Source organism: Gorillibacterium sp. sgz306347 (assembly GCF_059735245.1).
Genome location: NZ_JCAPET010000018.1, coordinates 59395 through 73349 on the forward strand (window position 1 = coordinate 59395; position 13955 = coordinate 73349).

Annotated in this window: 14 protein-coding genes and 1 tRNA gene; all 15 read right to left on the reverse strand. The window is 56.4% G+C overall.

Annotated features, from left to right (window positions below; all coding sequences use genetic code 11):
- Nucleotides 1-1255: 1255 nt before the first annotated feature.
- A tRNA-Pro gene (locus AC6I6H_RS11545) sits at nucleotides 1256-1332 on the reverse strand.
- Between the two features lie 186 nt (nucleotides 1333-1518).
- Nucleotides 1519-1791, reverse strand: coding sequence for an HU family DNA-binding protein (locus tag AC6I6H_RS11550; protein WP_497953923.1), 273 nt, complete (start codon nucleotides 1789-1791; stop codon nucleotides 1519-1521).
- 310 nt (nucleotides 1792-2101) lie between these two features.
- Nucleotides 2102-3580, reverse strand: a complete 1479-nt coding sequence (spoIVA, locus tag AC6I6H_RS11555) for a stage IV sporulation protein A (protein WP_497953924.1) — start codon at nucleotides 3578-3580, stop codon at nucleotides 2102-2104.
- A 305-nt stretch (nucleotides 3581-3885) separates the two neighbouring features.
- Nucleotides 3886-4227: a 2Fe-2S iron-sulfur cluster-binding protein gene (locus AC6I6H_RS11560; protein ID WP_497953926.1), complete on the reverse strand. Its 342-nt coding sequence runs from the start codon at nucleotides 4225-4227 to the stop codon at nucleotides 3886-3888.
- A gap of 163 nt (nucleotides 4228-4390) precedes the next feature.
- Nucleotides 4391-4669, reverse strand: a complete 279-nt coding sequence (locus AC6I6H_RS11565; RefSeq protein ID WP_497953927.1) for a stage VI sporulation protein F — start codon at nucleotides 4667-4669, stop codon at nucleotides 4391-4393.
- An 85-nt stretch (nucleotides 4670-4754) separates the two neighbouring features.
- Nucleotides 4755-5819, reverse strand: a complete 1065-nt coding sequence (locus tag AC6I6H_RS11570; RefSeq protein ID WP_497953928.1) for an NAD(P)H-dependent glycerol-3-phosphate dehydrogenase — start codon at nucleotides 5817-5819, stop codon at nucleotides 4755-4757.
- Nucleotides 5820-5852: 33 nt separating this feature from the next.
- Nucleotides 5853-6449 (reverse strand): glycerol-3-phosphate 1-O-acyltransferase PlsY, encoded by a 597-nt coding sequence (gene plsY, locus AC6I6H_RS11575; RefSeq protein WP_497953929.1) that lies wholly within the window; start codon nucleotides 6447-6449, stop codon nucleotides 5853-5855.
- 14 nt (nucleotides 6450-6463) lie between these two features.
- A complete protein-coding gene (gene der / locus AC6I6H_RS11580; protein ID WP_497953930.1) occupies nucleotides 6464-7786 on the reverse strand; it encodes a ribosome biogenesis GTPase Der in 1323 nt (440 codons plus the stop codon).
- Between the two features lie 200 nt (nucleotides 7787-7986).
- Nucleotides 7987-9333 (reverse strand): 30S ribosomal protein S1, encoded by a 1347-nt coding sequence (gene rpsA, locus AC6I6H_RS11585; protein ID WP_497953931.1) that lies wholly within the window; start codon nucleotides 9331-9333, stop codon nucleotides 7987-7989.
- Nucleotides 9334-9453: 120 nt separating this feature from the next.
- On the reverse strand, nucleotides 9454-10053 hold the full coding sequence (locus tag AC6I6H_RS11590; RefSeq protein ID WP_497953932.1) for a lysophospholipid acyltransferase family protein: 600 nt from the start codon (nucleotides 10051-10053) through the stop codon (nucleotides 9454-9456).
- A gap of 17 nt (nucleotides 10054-10070) precedes the next feature.
- On the reverse strand, nucleotides 10071-10733 hold the full coding sequence (gene cmk, locus AC6I6H_RS11595; RefSeq protein ID WP_497953933.1) for a (d)CMP kinase: 663 nt from the start codon (nucleotides 10731-10733) through the stop codon (nucleotides 10071-10073).
- A 165-nt stretch (nucleotides 10734-10898) separates the two neighbouring features.
- Nucleotides 10899-11549, reverse strand: coding sequence for a flagellar brake protein (locus tag AC6I6H_RS11600; RefSeq protein ID WP_497953935.1), 651 nt, complete (start codon nucleotides 11547-11549; stop codon nucleotides 10899-10901).
- 71 nt (nucleotides 11550-11620) lie between these two features.
- Complete coding sequence (gene ypeB / locus AC6I6H_RS11605; protein WP_497953936.1) at nucleotides 11621-12955, reverse strand: germination protein YpeB; 1335 nt, start codon at nucleotides 12953-12955, stop codon at nucleotides 11621-11623.
- A 101-nt stretch (nucleotides 12956-13056) separates the two neighbouring features.
- Nucleotides 13057-13209 carry a hypothetical protein gene (locus AC6I6H_RS11610; RefSeq protein ID WP_497953937.1) on the reverse strand — a complete coding sequence of 51 codons (153 nt, stop codon included), beginning with the start codon at nucleotides 13207-13209 and terminating at the stop codon, nucleotides 13057-13059.
- 41 nt (nucleotides 13210-13250) lie between these two features.
- Entirely contained in the window at nucleotides 13251-13949 is a 699-nt protein-coding gene (gene prsW, locus AC6I6H_RS11615; RefSeq protein ID WP_497953938.1) for a glutamic-type intramembrane protease PrsW, read from the reverse strand.
- Between the last annotated feature and the right edge of the window lie 6 nt (nucleotides 13950-13955).

The window sequence follows — 13955 nt, forward strand, 5'->3', positions numbered from 1 at the left end:
CCGCATGGGATTCATCTTCGTCTCATTCCGATTTCCTTGTCGTATCACCGCAGAAAAAGAAAAGAGGCTGTCCCGAAAGTCATCTGATGACTCGGGGACTGCTCCAGCTCCAGATTCCAGCTTTGGCTTCCAGCGTAGGCTCTGGATCCAGATATCAGCGTTAGATTCAGGGTCGGCTCCCTCGATACAGGAACCCCGTTTCCTGCGAAAATACAGCATTTCACCAGCGGAGAGCCTCTTTTCCCGAAAATGATGCGATTGTGCAGGATAATCCTCGATTAATAGCCGGAATGCCGCCAAAGTGTCCATGAATCCTGCATAAACGCAGCATTTAGCCTTCATTTCGTCTTTTTCATCTACAAAATGATGTATTTTGGCAACATTCCATCATATTAACCTACAGCGGGAGAACGCCTAATCTGGAAAAGCGGGTAATGTGCTATCCCGCCAGGCACGTCTTTTCGATACCGGTTTGCCGTGCGCGGACTTGGAGGCTGTGTACGGGGGAAGGAACGCGCATGGAAACGGGGGTTGTGTGCAAAAGTGCAGTAAAAAACCAAGGAGCTTCGCACGAGGTAAGGGGCTGCGCAGTGCAAGAGGATTCGAACGGAGCCGGAAGTTGTGTCCATGATCGCTGAACTGCGCACGGAGCGGGGGGCTGGGCGGTAAACCAAGCTGCTTTTGCTCTTAGAACAGCCTATTTCTTTGGGCTGGAGGACCTGTCGATTCCTTCTCGGGGGACTTGCACAAGCGAATCCAGTGGTTGTCTTCGTAAATGGTCGGAGTAACACGATTTGAACGTGCTACCTCTGTTCTATGTGCGCGATCTTTCCATTTTCGCTTATCGTGAAAGCAACCATGCCATATACGCGCGGATCACGTCCGGGGTTACGTTTTGTATGTTCCGTTCAACTCTGTTTGCATCGAGGTAGTCCGTAAAAAGGCGGTAATTTTCTTCGTACGTCTCCAGCGTGCGGCCCCGATCGACCCTTCGCTCGTCTCGCGCTGTTAAACGTGTCGTACATGTCGTCGAGCGATATCACACGCTCCCCGACGTTGATCCGGTCGACCTCTTTCCGCTTGCCATTCCACCCATCCAAAGCAAAAACGCCTCCTATACGGTATATACCGAATAAGAAGCGTTTATCCCCGAACCCATGCCGTTTGGGTGACCGAACGTCCAACATCCTAGACGTTCGGTCCTCGGATTGTTCAACGTCCGAAAAACATGATAGGTACGGTTTTTTTTCGTAAATGGTCGGAGTAACACGATTTGAACGTGCGACCTCACCCACCCCAAGGGTGCGCGCTACCAGACTGCGCTATACCCCGACATTTCACAGAAGGGTTGCGGCTTTTTCAGCCGCAAGAAAGAGTTTATAACATCGGCGGAGCAATGTCAATAGAAAAATAGGCGGCTTTCGGAGCGAGTAAAAAAACCGTGCGCCCGAGGCTGACACGGTTTTTGGAAGGAGCCGGATTGTCCAAGCAATGGGGTACGTATGTACGGACTATCGCTTAGCGCAATCCTTCTCTCAAGGTTTTACCTGCTTTAAAGGATGCCACTTTGCTTGCAGCGATTTCGATTTCGTCGCCGGTTTGCGGGTTGCGTCCTTTGCGGGCGGAACGCTCGCGCACCTCAAAGTTGCCGAAGCCTACGAGCTGCACTTTGTCTCCGCTTTGCAGGGCTTCCGTAATGGCGTCGAAAACCGCTTCCACCGCTTTGGTGGCGTCTTTCTTGGAAAGCTCGGAAGCTTCCGCGACTTTGGAGATCAAATCGGTTTTGTTCATGTCATTCACCTCCTTAAAGGACGAAAGGGCATGCTATCATCCTGTCTTCTCTTTTTCGCTAATAAATATACGCATGTCGCGAAAAATCCCGTCAACTCAATGCCGGAAGGAACAAACCTATAGTAATACACGATTCCGCCAATTTCAAGTGCCACCGCGCAAAACAAAAACCGCGTCCCGATAACGGGCCCGGCGGCTAAATCCTCCGGACGGCACGAAGCCGGACGCGGCAAGAAGGCCCTGCGGCGTTTAACCCGCAGAGCCTATGCAAAAGAGAGGCGGCGGACCGGATCACGGCCCGCCGGCTTTCTTACAGAATAATGGCGATCAGACCGCCCGAGCCTTCGTTGATGATCCGGCCCAGCGTCTCCTGCAGCTTGTAACGGGCGTTGTCGGGCATCATGGCGAGCTTGCCCTGGATGCCTTCCCGCACGATGGAGTGCAGCGAGCGGCCGAAAATATCCGACTCCCAAATTTTGAGCGGGTTGTCCTCGAAGTCCTGCATCAGGTAGCGCACCAGCTCCTCGCTTTGCTTTTCGGTTCCGATGATCGGCGAGAACTCGGACTCGACGTCGACACGAATCATATGGATGGAGGGCGCCGTCGCCTTCAGCCGTACCCCGAACCGGGAGCCTTGGCGGATCAGCTCGGGCTCATCCAGCGCCATTTCCGCAAGCGTCGGCGGAGCGATGCCGTAGCCGGTGGTTTTGACCATTTCCAGCGCTTCGGCGAACTGGTCGTACTCCCGTTTGGCGTGCGTAAATTCCTGCATCAGCTGAAGGAGATGATCCTTGCCGCGGATCTCCACGCCGACCACTTCCATCAGGATTTTGTCATACAGCTCGTCGGGCGCGTAAAGGTCGATTTCGGCGACTCCCTGCCCCATGTTCATATCGGCCAAGGCGGCCCTCTCGATAAAATCGTATGCGGCAAAATGGCTTACCACCCGGTCCACATCCCGCAAACGGCGGATATCCTGCACCGTATCGCGGACCGAATTTTCATAGCTGCTGCGGAGCCAGTGGCTATCCTTCAGAACCATTACCCAGCTTGGCAGGTTGACGTTGACTTCGTGGACCGGGAATTCATAAAGCACTTCCCGGAGCACCGCCATGACCTCGTCTTCTCCCATGGTGGCTGCGCTTAATGCCATCACCGGTATGTCATACTTCTCGGCCAGCTCCGCCCGCAGCTCCTGAACGGGTTCACTGTTCGGCTTGGCAGAATTGATGACCAGAATGAACGGTTTTCCGACTTCCTTCAGCTCGGCCACGACTCTTTCCTCGGCAAGCACGTATGACGAACGGGGAATGTCCGAAATCGTTCCGTCGGTTGTCACCACCACGCCCAGCGTGGAATGCTCCTGAATGACCTTCCGGGTCCCGATCTCGGCTGCTTCCTCAAACGGAATCGGTTCATCGAACCAGGGCGTGGTAATCATGCGCGGCCCGTTCTCGTCCTCGTAGCCCTTCGCTCCCTCCACCGCATAGCCGACGCAGTCCACGAGCCGCACATTCACGTTGAGCCCTTCGGCCACCGTAATCTGCACGGCGTTGTTCGGGACAAATTTCGGCTCCGTGGTCATGATCGTCCGACCCGCCGCGCTTTGCGGCAGCTCGTCGGTCGCGCGGATCCGGTCTGCTTCGCTGCGGATATTCGGCAGGACTCCCGCTTCCATGAAGCGCTTGATGAACGTGGACTTGCCCGTTCGCACGGCCCCCACGACCCCCAGGTAGATATCCCCGCCGGTTCGTTCTGCGATGTCCTTAAAGATATCAACTTTCTCCAATTGAGATCTCCTCCTACAGGTTGTTGTAACGAAGCAAGCGGAAGCCTGCGAACCTGATGTCGGAAACGTCCGGCGGGCTAACGCCCCGGCAATGTGCGCCTGCCTGGAGACGGTCCCCGGTATGGCTCGTCATGCGCCCACACTCGTACAATCTCACACTGGTAAAATATATGTGCGGGATCATAGATTATGACAGCATGCAAAAAAACCTCCCTTCCGCCGGCGCGGAAAGAAGGCAAGGGACGGTTATAAGGGCCTGTCCACGAAGAAAAAATCGGTTTGCAAAACATGCATGGTTCCAGGGGCTACCAAAGATCTTCCTCCCGCTGCCGGGCAAGCTGCGCCCGCACCGCCGCTTTCAGCGGATCCTCCGGCACGGTGACTTCAACGGACCCCGTCACTCTCGCCTGGCAGGAGAGCCGGACGCCCTTGTCCAGCTGGGAGCCGAGCTTCTGCTTTTCCGCACCGCCCGGAGGCGTCAACCCGCGCTGATCGCGGATCTCGACCTTGCACATCAGGCAGCCGGCTTTCCCGGCGCACCGGGTCCGAATGCCGACGCCCGCCTTCCGCGCCGCATCCAGAAGCGTAGTTCCTTCGCGAACCTCAACCGACTTGTCATCGGGTAAAAAATGAACATGAGCCCCCATCCCGCTTCTCCCCCCGGCGGCGTTCCTCTTGTTTTGGTTTGCCATGCTTGTCTTGACCGTTCGCCAACAAACGCCGTTCTTTCCATTATAGCACCGCGGAATGCTGCGGCAAACCGGGCCCGCAGCGAACAAAAGCCGGCCCGAGCGGGACCGGCTTTTCTCCTTATTTCCTGGCGATCAATTTCATCAAACCCTCCAGGCTGCCCGTATCCAATTTACTCGCTCGGACGGCCTGAATGATCTCATTGGTCGTTTTTTCCGTTACCGGAACCCCTACCATAGCCGAAACCTGCTGGATCAGCTGGCGCAGCTGCTGTTCGCTTTGGATCGTTTGCGGACCGACTCCGCTGGCCAGCGATTTGATGTCTTTTTCGGAAACGTTTTTGCCGGTCTTGTTCTTCACGATGTTCAGGACATCCTTGGAAACATTCTTCCCCGTCATCTCGCGTCCTCCTTTGCCGTTAGTCCGACTGGAGTAGTTTATGACCGGAGAAAAGCCGCCGTGCGGGCGGATGCCCGGCGTACCGTTATTCCTGCGCGCTTTCTTCCTTCAGCCAATTCGAAGCGGCCGCTTGCGCCACTTCTTCGATTTCGTGCGTTTTCACGCGGCCCATGAGCTCGCCTACGGCGTCCTTCGGCTGCATGCCTTCAAACAAAACCGCGTACAAGGCGTCCGTAATCGGCATGTGAATGTTGTACCTCCGGCATAACGTGTGGGCGGACCGGGTTGTCTTGACTCCCTCCACCACCATGCCCATCTGCTCCAGCACTTCATCCAGCGATTTGCCTTGCCCCAGCAGGTACCCCGCCTTCCAGTTCCGGCTGTGCACACTGGTGCAGGTGACGATCAAGTCGCCAAGTCCGGCAAGGCCGGCGTACGTGAGCGGGTTGGCGCCCATTTCCGCACCGAGCCTTACGATCTCCGCCAAACCGCGGGTCATTAACGCAGCTTTGGCGTTATCTCCGTAGCCGAGACCGTCGGACATGCCGACGCCGAGCGCGATGATGTTTTTCAAAGCGCCGCCAAGCTCAACGCCCGCTACGTCGGGGTTCGTGTATACGCGGAAAAACGGATTCATGAAAAGATCCTGAGCGGCTTCGGCTTCCTCGATCCGCTCGGACGCCACCACGATGGTCGTGGGACAGCGAACCACAACCTCCTCCGCATGGCTCGGTCCCGACAAAACAACGATCCGGTCCGGCTCCACGGCCGGAATTTCTTCCGCGATCACCGCAGTCATGCGCTTCAGCGTTTCCGGTTCAAAGCCTTTGGCCGCATGAATGATCAGTGCGCCGCGCTTCAAGTATGTACTCGCCTGCCGGGCGACCTCCCGCATGCTGGAGGAGGTTGCGGCCAGCACCACCGCGTCCGACTCGTGCAGAGCCTCTTCCATGGAGGTCGTGGCGCGAATGCGCTCGGACAGTTTGGTATCGCCCAGAAACCGGGCGTTGGTGTGCTTTTCGTTTATTTCCCGCACCTGTTCGGGGTTACGCGACCAAAGCCAGACCTCGTTGCCGTTATCCGCCAATACGGTCGCAAGTGCGGTTCCCCAGCTGCCGGCCACGAGAACGGCTGTTTTTTTTGCAGACATGCCCCATCCTCCTCTGAACTGCAGCGCCGGGCGTTACTGCGCCCGTTTGGCTCCAAGCTTGTTCTCCTTGCGTTTCCACAGCTTCACGATGTTCGTTCGATGCCGCCAGAAGGCAAACAGCATAATCAGCAAGCCGGCCCAAACCAGCTCCCGCAGGGAACGGGTCAGCAGCAGAAATACGGGCGTCAGCCCCGTAAACAATAGAGACCCGAGCGACACGTAGCGCGTGATCGCAATCGCAAGAATGGCAAACACACCTGCAAACAAGGCGGGCCAGAAAGCAAGCGTAGCCAAAACGCCGATCGTCGTGGCAATTCCCTTGCCGCCCTTGAACCGGAAAAAGACCGGCCAGTTGTGGCCGGCGATCACGGCGATGCCGCATGCGATTTCCGCCCAAATGTTGCCGTCCCCAAGCCACTTGCCGAGCCAAACGGCGCCGATGCCTTTCAGTACGTCAAGGGCCAGCACCGAGATAGCAGGCCCTTTTCCGAGAATGCGAAGGGTGTTGGTGGCCCCCGCATTCCCGCTGCCGTGCTGGCGAATATCGATGCCTTTGACAAACTTTCCGATCAAAACGCTGAAGCTGATGGACCCCAGCAAATAGCTGATCAATACCGCGAGATATACCATCCCGTCCGCCTCCCCTATTCGTCCGCCGATTTTCTGCGCGTGATCAGACGAAGCGGCGTCCCGGTAAAATCAAAAGCGGCTCGAAGCTTGTTTTCCAAGTACCGCAAATAGGAAAAATGCATCAGCTCCGGCTCGTTGACGAACAGAACGATGGTCGGCGGCTTGACCGCCACCTGGGTGGCGTAATTGATGCGCAGCCGCTTGCCTTTGTCCGTGGGCGGAGGCGTAATCGCAATGGCGTCCGAAATGACGTCGTTCAGCACCGGAGTCTGAATCCGCATGGCATGATTCTCCGCCACTTCCGTCACTACAGGAAGAAGCTTATGCAGCCGCTGCTTGGTAAGCGCCGAGAGGAAGACGACCGGCGCATACGGCATGAACAGAAAGTGATCGCGGATCTTTTGGGTAAACTGCTGCATCGTTTTGTCGTCTTTTTCGACGATATCCCATTTGTTGACCACAAAGAGACAAGCTTTGCCCGCTTCATGCGCGAACCCGGCGATGTGCTTGTCCTGTTCGATGATTCCTTCCTCGCCGTTCAGAACGATAAGAACGACGTCGGACCGGTCGATGGCTTGCATGGCGCGCATCACGCTGTACTTTTCCACATTTTCGTAGACCTTGCCGCGTTTGCGCATGCCGGCGGTATCGACCAAAACGAACTTTTGGCCGTCCCGTTCGAACGGCGTGTCGATGGCGTCCCGCGTCGTGCCCGCTACCGGGCTCACAATCACGCGCTCTTCCCCTAGAATCGCGTTCACGAGAGAGGATTTGCCGACATTCGGCCGGCCGATCAGCGTAATCCGGATCACTTCTTCGCCGTACGGCTCTTCCTCGTCTTTCGGAATGTGCTGGAACACCTCGTCCAGCAAGTCCCCAATGCCGATGCCGTGCGCACCGGAAATGCCGATGGGCTCTCCGAAACCGAGGTTATAAAATTCATACAAGTTGTCCCGCATTTGTATGTTATCCGTTTTGTTCACAGCCAGCACAATCGGTTTGCCCGAACGGTAAAGCAGCTGCCCGATTTCTTCGTCTGCGGGGGTAAGGCCCGATTTGGCGTCCACCATGAAGACGATGACGTCGGACTCATCGATCGCCAGCTCCGCCTGCACCCGGATCGACTTCAGCATCTCGTCGACGCCGTCGATTTCAATCCCTCCGGTATCGATAACGCTGAACGAACGGTCAAGCCATTCCCCCGTCCCGTACAACCGGTCCCGCGTGATCCCCGGACGGTCTTCCACGATCGCTTGGCGGCCGCCGACCATTCGGTTGAAGATGGTCGATTTGCCCACATTGGGCCTGCCGACGATGGCGATTACGGGTTTTGCCATGGGGTTCTTCACTCCTGTCAGTTAAATTTCACAGCTTTCATCATAGCAAAAATGCGATCAAAAGGCTACCGATTGCCGCCGAACCCGAAAAAGGGCGCATTTCGCGCAAAAAAACAATCGGCGAACTCAAGCGAGTCCGCCGATTGCGCAGGCGACGGAGAGCGGCCGCAATTCGGGCACGCTCGTTCCATCGGACAAAATCATTTGAATTTGCTCAGCTTGTCTCCAAACCGTTCACCCAGGGTAAGGTTCAGGCTTTGGTTGTACTCCTCGGAGATCGTTTCTTTTTGCTGGCGGCGTTCGCCGCGCTCTTGGCGGGGCGCTTGCTCCGGCGCTTCTTCGGTCTCCTTGATGGAAAGGCTGACGCGCTTTTCTTCCGGATTGATGTCCAGAATCTTCACGTTCACTTCTTCGCCTTCCTTCAGCACTTCATGCGGCGTGCCGATGTGGCGGTGAGCGATTTGCGAGATGTGGACAAGGCCTTCAACGCCCGGCAGAACTTCGACAAAGGCGCCGAAGCTGGCAAGACGCTTCACCTTGCCGGTGACGATCGAGCCGATTTCCAGCTCTTCCTTCACGCGCTGCCACGGTCCCGGCTGGGCCGCTTTGATGCTCAGGCTGATCCGTTCGTTGGCCGGATCGACCTTCAGCACCTTCACGCGGATTTGATCGCCTTCCTTCACGACTTCGGACGGATGCTCGACATGGCTCCAGGCCATTTCGGAGATGTGCACCAGCCCGTCGACTCCGCCTACGTCCACGAAGACGCCGAACGGGGTCAGGCGCTGCACCGTACCGTCGATTTCCTGTCCGGCCGAAAGGTTGGCCATAATTTGCTGCTTGTTTGCTTCGTATTCTTCGTCCAGAACATCCTTCTGGGACAGAATCACTTTATTTTTCTCGCGGTCCAGTTCTTTGACTTTCAGGCGCAGGGTGCGGCCTTTGTAGTCGCTGAAATCTTCCACGAAATGTCTTTCCACCATGGAAGCGGGGATAAAGCCGCGCAGGCCGACATCCACCACAAGCCCGCCTTTGACTACGTCGACAACGGCCGCTTCGAAGGTTTCGCCCGCGTCCAGCTTCGCTTGAAGCTCTTCCCATGCGTTCTCGCTGTCAACGGCGCGTTTGGACAGCACGAGCTTTTCTTTCTCGTCGTTCAGCGAAACGACCTTCAGCTCGACCTCCTGTCCGACTTGCACGACGTCTTGGGCGCTGGACAATTGAACGGAAGACAATTCCCGGATCGGAATGACACCGTCGTATTTGTACCCGATATCGACAAACGCTTGGTCGTCGTCCACTTTTACGATTTTGCCGCGGACTACGGTCCCTTTCTTCAATACAGCAACGCCGTAGGCGTCTTCTGCGGGCGCTTCTTCTTCCGCTTCCGCAGCCGGCGCGGTTTGCTCAGCCGTTACATTGGCCTCCTCTACCGCTTCGGGCTCCACGTTTGCCACGGTTTCTTCCCCGGTTACTTCAGGGGCGTTATCCGGATTTACTCCCGTTTCGGGTGTCGAGTTTCCTTGTACTTTGTCTTCTTCCGCCATCGCGATAACCTCCTAACGTTTAACAACCCAACTGACACACTTGCTCATGATGGGAAAATAAACATAATTTATAAGTAGTATAGTTCCAAGATACCATTTCCATTCACTGCAAGCAATTTTTCAATTCAATCCTTTTTTACCCACGTTCTCGTGGGATGTAACCATATTTCGGATTACAGACATAATTTTTTCCGTGGCCCGCTCCAATTGCTCCGATCCGCCTTCGGCGAACTCCGATAAATCCACAGGTTCCCCGTAATAAATGCGCATCTTGCGGAACAATTTGTAGGAACCGACGAGCGCGACGGGAATTACGACGGCGTCGGATTTCAGGGCCAGCATGGCGGCGCCCTTCTTCCCCATGCCTCCGTCGCCTTTGGTCGTCCCCTCCGGAAAAATCCCCATCATGCCGCCGCTGCGCAGCAGCTCGATGGAATGCCGGATCGATTCCTTGCTGACGCCGCCTCTCTTGACGGGAAACGCGCCCAGCGTCCGGAACAGCCAGCCGAGGACCGGAAAACGGAACAATTCCTCCTTGGCCATGAACTGCACCTTCCGCTTTAGCGGAACCCCGACGATCGGCGGGTCGAAATAGCTTTTGTGATTGGCGCACAAAACGACGGGCCCCGTGGCAGGAACATTTGAAGTCCCGCTCGCCTCCAACCGGAACAGGATGAAGAAGATAACGCGCAGCACGGTACGGGCAAAACGGTAAAACATCGGCATTCTCCCTCCCGCTACTGGTAAGACCGGCACATATCCAGGACCGCCTCGACGACTTCCTCAAGCGACATCAGCGTCGTGTCCAGCAGAACGGCGTCCTCGGCGCGGGTAAGCGGCGAAGCCTCCCGCTGGGAGTCCAGTTCGTCCCGGCGGCGGATATCCGCCTCCAGCTGATCAATCGTCAATCCCGAATCGCTTCGCTCCAGGAACCGCCGCTCCGCCCTGCGTCTGGCGTCGGCCGTCAGAAAGACCTTCACCTCTGCGTCGGGCAGCACCTTGGTTCCGATATCCCGGCCGTCCATGACAACGCCACCCTCGGCCGCCAGCTCTTTCTGCTGGGCGACGAGCAGCTCCCGGACTTCGGGGATACGGGCGATATAAGAGACGTTGCGGTTTATGTCTGCCGATCTTATGTAATCCGTTACATCTTCCCCGTCCACAAAAACGAGCTGTCCGTTGTCGCTGGCCTTCAGACCGATCCGGATCCGCCGGCACGCTTCCGTCACGGCGCCGGAATCCTGAGGATCGATTCCTTCGCGGAGGATGTGCCACGTCACCGCCCGGTACATCGCGCCGGTGTCCACATAAATATACCCCAGGGCACCTGCAACAAGTCGGGCAACCGTGCTTTTGCCGGCTCCGGCCGGTCCGTCGAGAGCAATATTGATTCGGTTCAAGGAAGTGCCTCCCGTCAAGTCATAACGATCGGGCTCAAGAAGCATGTCCTCACGGTCCGCTTTTTATGCCGTCCAATCGAAGAAAAAAGCAGGCGCGTGCCTGCGAACGAAAAATATTATACCAAAACCGGTACGGAAATGCAAAACGTAACCCGGCGCTCCGGCCTAATTTTTTCGCGATTCGATTTGCCGCTCAAAGCAGAAGCGGATGACCTTTTGCCGATCCTTGTCCGAGATTCCGGTGAACTTCATCATGCAGGTCGTTTTGGGGCCGTTCGGGTTTTCCCGAATGAGCTCTCCCGTGAATTTGATATGCTCGACCTTGGCTCCCCGCGACGGGAGCAGCAGCCAGCAGGCAATTTCCTTCTCCTTGGGGAGCGTATCATGCTCGCCCCGCAGAAAGGAAATCCCCCCGCCGCCCACATCCTCCGTGCGCGTCAGCAGGTAACGCCCGTCGCCAAGCTCTACCGAAAGCTCGAGATCGGCGGCGACCCGCACAAAATTGCGCCGCTGCACCTTCGTGATCTCTGCTTGCTCCGGCTTGCGGATCGAAACGAGCCGGATGACATCCTCCCGGAAGCCGGTCACGGCGGTGTTGAAATAATGCTTGTACCCTTCGCCCGTGACATAATACGCGGACATTTGGTCGCCCTGATGAAGCCGTTTTAAGCGGCCGGTCGCCGTGTCGATGGGGATTTCGATCAGCAGCTCCGTCTGTTCGACGTCCGCAATGCGCGATTTGTATTCCCGCCGTGCTTCTTCTTCATCAATGGAGTTGATTTGTACGTAAAGCAGCTGGTTAATTGCAGGGAGCAACCCGTGCCCCTCCCTCCGAAGGTCATATAGGGAGAGTATATCACGGGTCTGCTCCGCTGGATATCCGTTTTTCAAGCCTTCTGGAGCTCTTCGATCATTTCCTGGTAGCCGTTTTCGGCGTTGATGAAGATTTTGTACCCCCGGCCGTCCACGCTTCCGAGGAACTGGTAGCAGCGTACCTTTTCTCCTAATTCGTTCTCGATCAGCGCCTGATCGGTTTTCGTTACCCGGAACCGGCCGCTCAGCTCCTTGCGGGCTTCTGCTTCCGTCAGCTTCGCTTTGGGCAGCTGTGCGGAAGAGGCTTGCTCCAGATGGTAGTCGGACGCGCGCAAGTCAAGAATTTCGCCGTCGTCCAGCGCGACATTCAGAATCACCTTGCGCGGGTAAAGCAGGACGCCGTTTCTCCGTTCCGCAAATGTAATGGAAGCCCGGTTCGAATACTCGTCAAAGTTCACAGCGTCCATTTGAGGGAACCCCTGCTCGTTGAGGAAATCCTCCGCCGCCTCCCGGGCGCCCTCCAGATCCAGCACCCGTCCCTTCACGTCGCGGGATTTGATAAAGTGCAGCAGATGTCCGCCCTTCCTGGAATATTCCAGCGTCAACGCTTCCGAATCGCCGCCGCTCATGGCGACCGTGTAGGTGTTGAGCTCAGTACCGGTTCCGTTCTCCGTCACGTGAAGCTGCGATTCGGGAACGCCCAGAAACCGGGCCGCTTTGGAACGGACCTCCTGGGAGGAAGCGCCTTTTCCCGGAAGCTTGCGCAGGTCCCGGCGCTCTTTGGACGAAACCACCGAAGGCCCGAAGTCGATTTCGCGGTAGCCCTCGACCTTTTTATTCAGTGTCCGAAAGCCGTCGATAATGACGTTGTCGGTATTTTCCCGCTGCGACGCAAGCGCCGTCTCGACATCCATCCAGCGCAGGTTTTTATTCAGCACGGCTTCCTGAACCTTGAGAAGCTCCCGGTCCATTTCCTTCGTTCGCTCGTACAGCGAGGCCAGCGACTTCTTCTCCTGTGCCGTAAGCGGCTTGCTCGAAAGGTCGCGTACCGAGGTCTGATACGAGAAGGACGAAATTTTGTGAAGCAGCTCCTGCGTTTTGTCGAAGGGGAGCAGGGTCAGGGGAAGCTGGGTCACATCATTTTTGGCCTGGCTGGTAATCCGCCAGACGTTGACCATTTGGCGGCGGATGAAATTCTGCGAGGAGGGATTCACGGCCGCAATCCCGCCCAGCTCGGTCTGAAGCTGGTCCATATGAAACGTGAGGTCGTGAAACGCCCGCTGGTACTGGTTCTCGGCTTTGATCAGAATGGCGTTCTTTTCGGAGTTGACCTGATACCCCCATACGCCGAGCCCGACGGCGGCGAGTACGGCAATGGGCATGATGACAGCGCTGAGTCGCTTGTACATGTGCATGGGCCCCTTTCCTGGTTCTCTTTGCAATTGGCTATAGGGTTCGTCTTCCTTTCCCCGTTTATGCACAAAAAAATAAGACTTGCGCAAGGCAAGCCTTATTCCATTTCTTCAATGTCGATGTCCCGCTCGTTGTTGCACAGGCACCGCTTGAAGCCGGTATCGATCCGTCCCTTGGACCGGACGCCCTTCAACACGTAGTTCTCTCCGCACCTGCGGCAGTGAATGCGGACTTTGATCCGTGGATTCATTGCATACCTCCGCCTTGGCTTTTTCCTCAGCAGTATGCCCGTCAGACCGGGAGTTTAACCTCGTCCTCCATCAGCGGCCGGTTCGGCGATTTCGAATTGGCGTGGCTGATTTTCCAAAGCGAGCGGCCCCACAGAAAAATCATCAGAGGCGAGATCAGCCAGGCCCAGTAATTACGGTAATGCGAATCGGTCAAAATGTAATCGAAAACGCCGTGATAGAAAATCGGCAGCGCCAGCGAAAGGAAAAGCGGGGAAATCCGGCGGGCCGGGAAAAACTTGGCCCTGCCCATGTGATATCCCATAATAATGCCGAACAGCGCATGCCCCGATACCGGGAGCAGGGCGCGGAGCAGAATTTGCGAAAAGGTCGAATAGTTCACCAGCGAATAAATGATGTTTTCCACCGTGGCAAATCCGAGAGCGACCGCTCCCGAATACAGAATGCCGTCATAGGGTTCGTCAAACGCGACATGCTTGTAAATCAGAAGGTAGAGGATCGTCCATTTTACGAGCTCTTCCATTCCCGCCGAGTAGACAAACGAAAACACGAAGACATTCTCGCCAAAGCCGAGTACAAGCGCACGCTGCAGGACCATAAGGGGAAAAACGGAAATCGCTCCGCACAAAAACATGCGCAGCACGATGTTGACCGGCTCGCTGTCGTACCGGTCCTTCAGGTACAGGTAAGCGAGCAGCGCCAAGCCGGGTGCCGCCGAGGCAGCGATAAGCGAAAAGATCATATCCGG

What these genes read in the sequence shown, in the direction of transcription:
- AC6I6H_RS11550 (WP_497953923.1), bottom strand. Translation starts at nt 1,791, where the DNA reads ATGAACAAAACCGATTTGATCTCCAAAGTCGCGGAAGCTTCCGAGCTT.
- AC6I6H_RS11560 (WP_497953926.1), bottom strand. Translation starts at nt 4,227, where the DNA reads ATGGGGGCTCATGTTCATTTTTTACCCGATGACAAGTCGGTTGAGGTT.
- plsY (WP_497953929.1), bottom strand. Translation starts at nt 6,449, where the DNA reads ATGGTATATCTCGCGGTATTGATCAGCTATTTGCTGGGGTCCATCAGC.
- rpsA (WP_497953931.1), bottom strand. Translation starts at nt 9,333, where the DNA reads ATGGCGGAAGAAGACAAAGTACAAGGAAACTCGACACCCGAAACGGGA.
- AC6I6H_RS11610 (WP_497953937.1), bottom strand. Translation starts at nt 13,209, where the DNA reads ATGAATCCACGGATCAAAGTCCGCATTCACTGCCGCAGGTGCGGAGAG.
- AC6I6H_RS11570 (WP_497953928.1), bottom strand. Translation starts at nt 5,819, where the DNA reads ATGTCTGCAAAAAAAACAGCCGTTCTCGTGGCCGGCAGCTGGGGAACC.
- ypeB (WP_497953936.1), bottom strand. Translation starts at nt 12,955, where the DNA reads ATGTACAAGCGACTCAGCGCTGTCATCATGCCCATTGCCGTACTCGCC.
- AC6I6H_RS11590 (WP_497953932.1), bottom strand. Translation starts at nt 10,053, where the DNA reads ATGTTTTACCGTTTTGCCCGTACCGTGCTGCGCGTTATCTTCTTCATC.
- der (WP_497953930.1), bottom strand. Translation starts at nt 7,786, where the DNA reads ATGGCAAAACCCGTAATCGCCATCGTCGGCAGGCCCAATGTGGGCAAA.
- prsW (WP_497953938.1), bottom strand. Translation starts at nt 13,949, where the DNA reads ATGATCTTTTCGCTTATCGCTGCCTCGGCGGCACCCGGCTTGGCGCTG.
- AC6I6H_RS11565 (WP_497953927.1), bottom strand. Translation starts at nt 4,669, where the DNA reads ATGACGGGGAAGAATGTTTCCAAGGATGTCCTGAACATCGTGAAGAAC.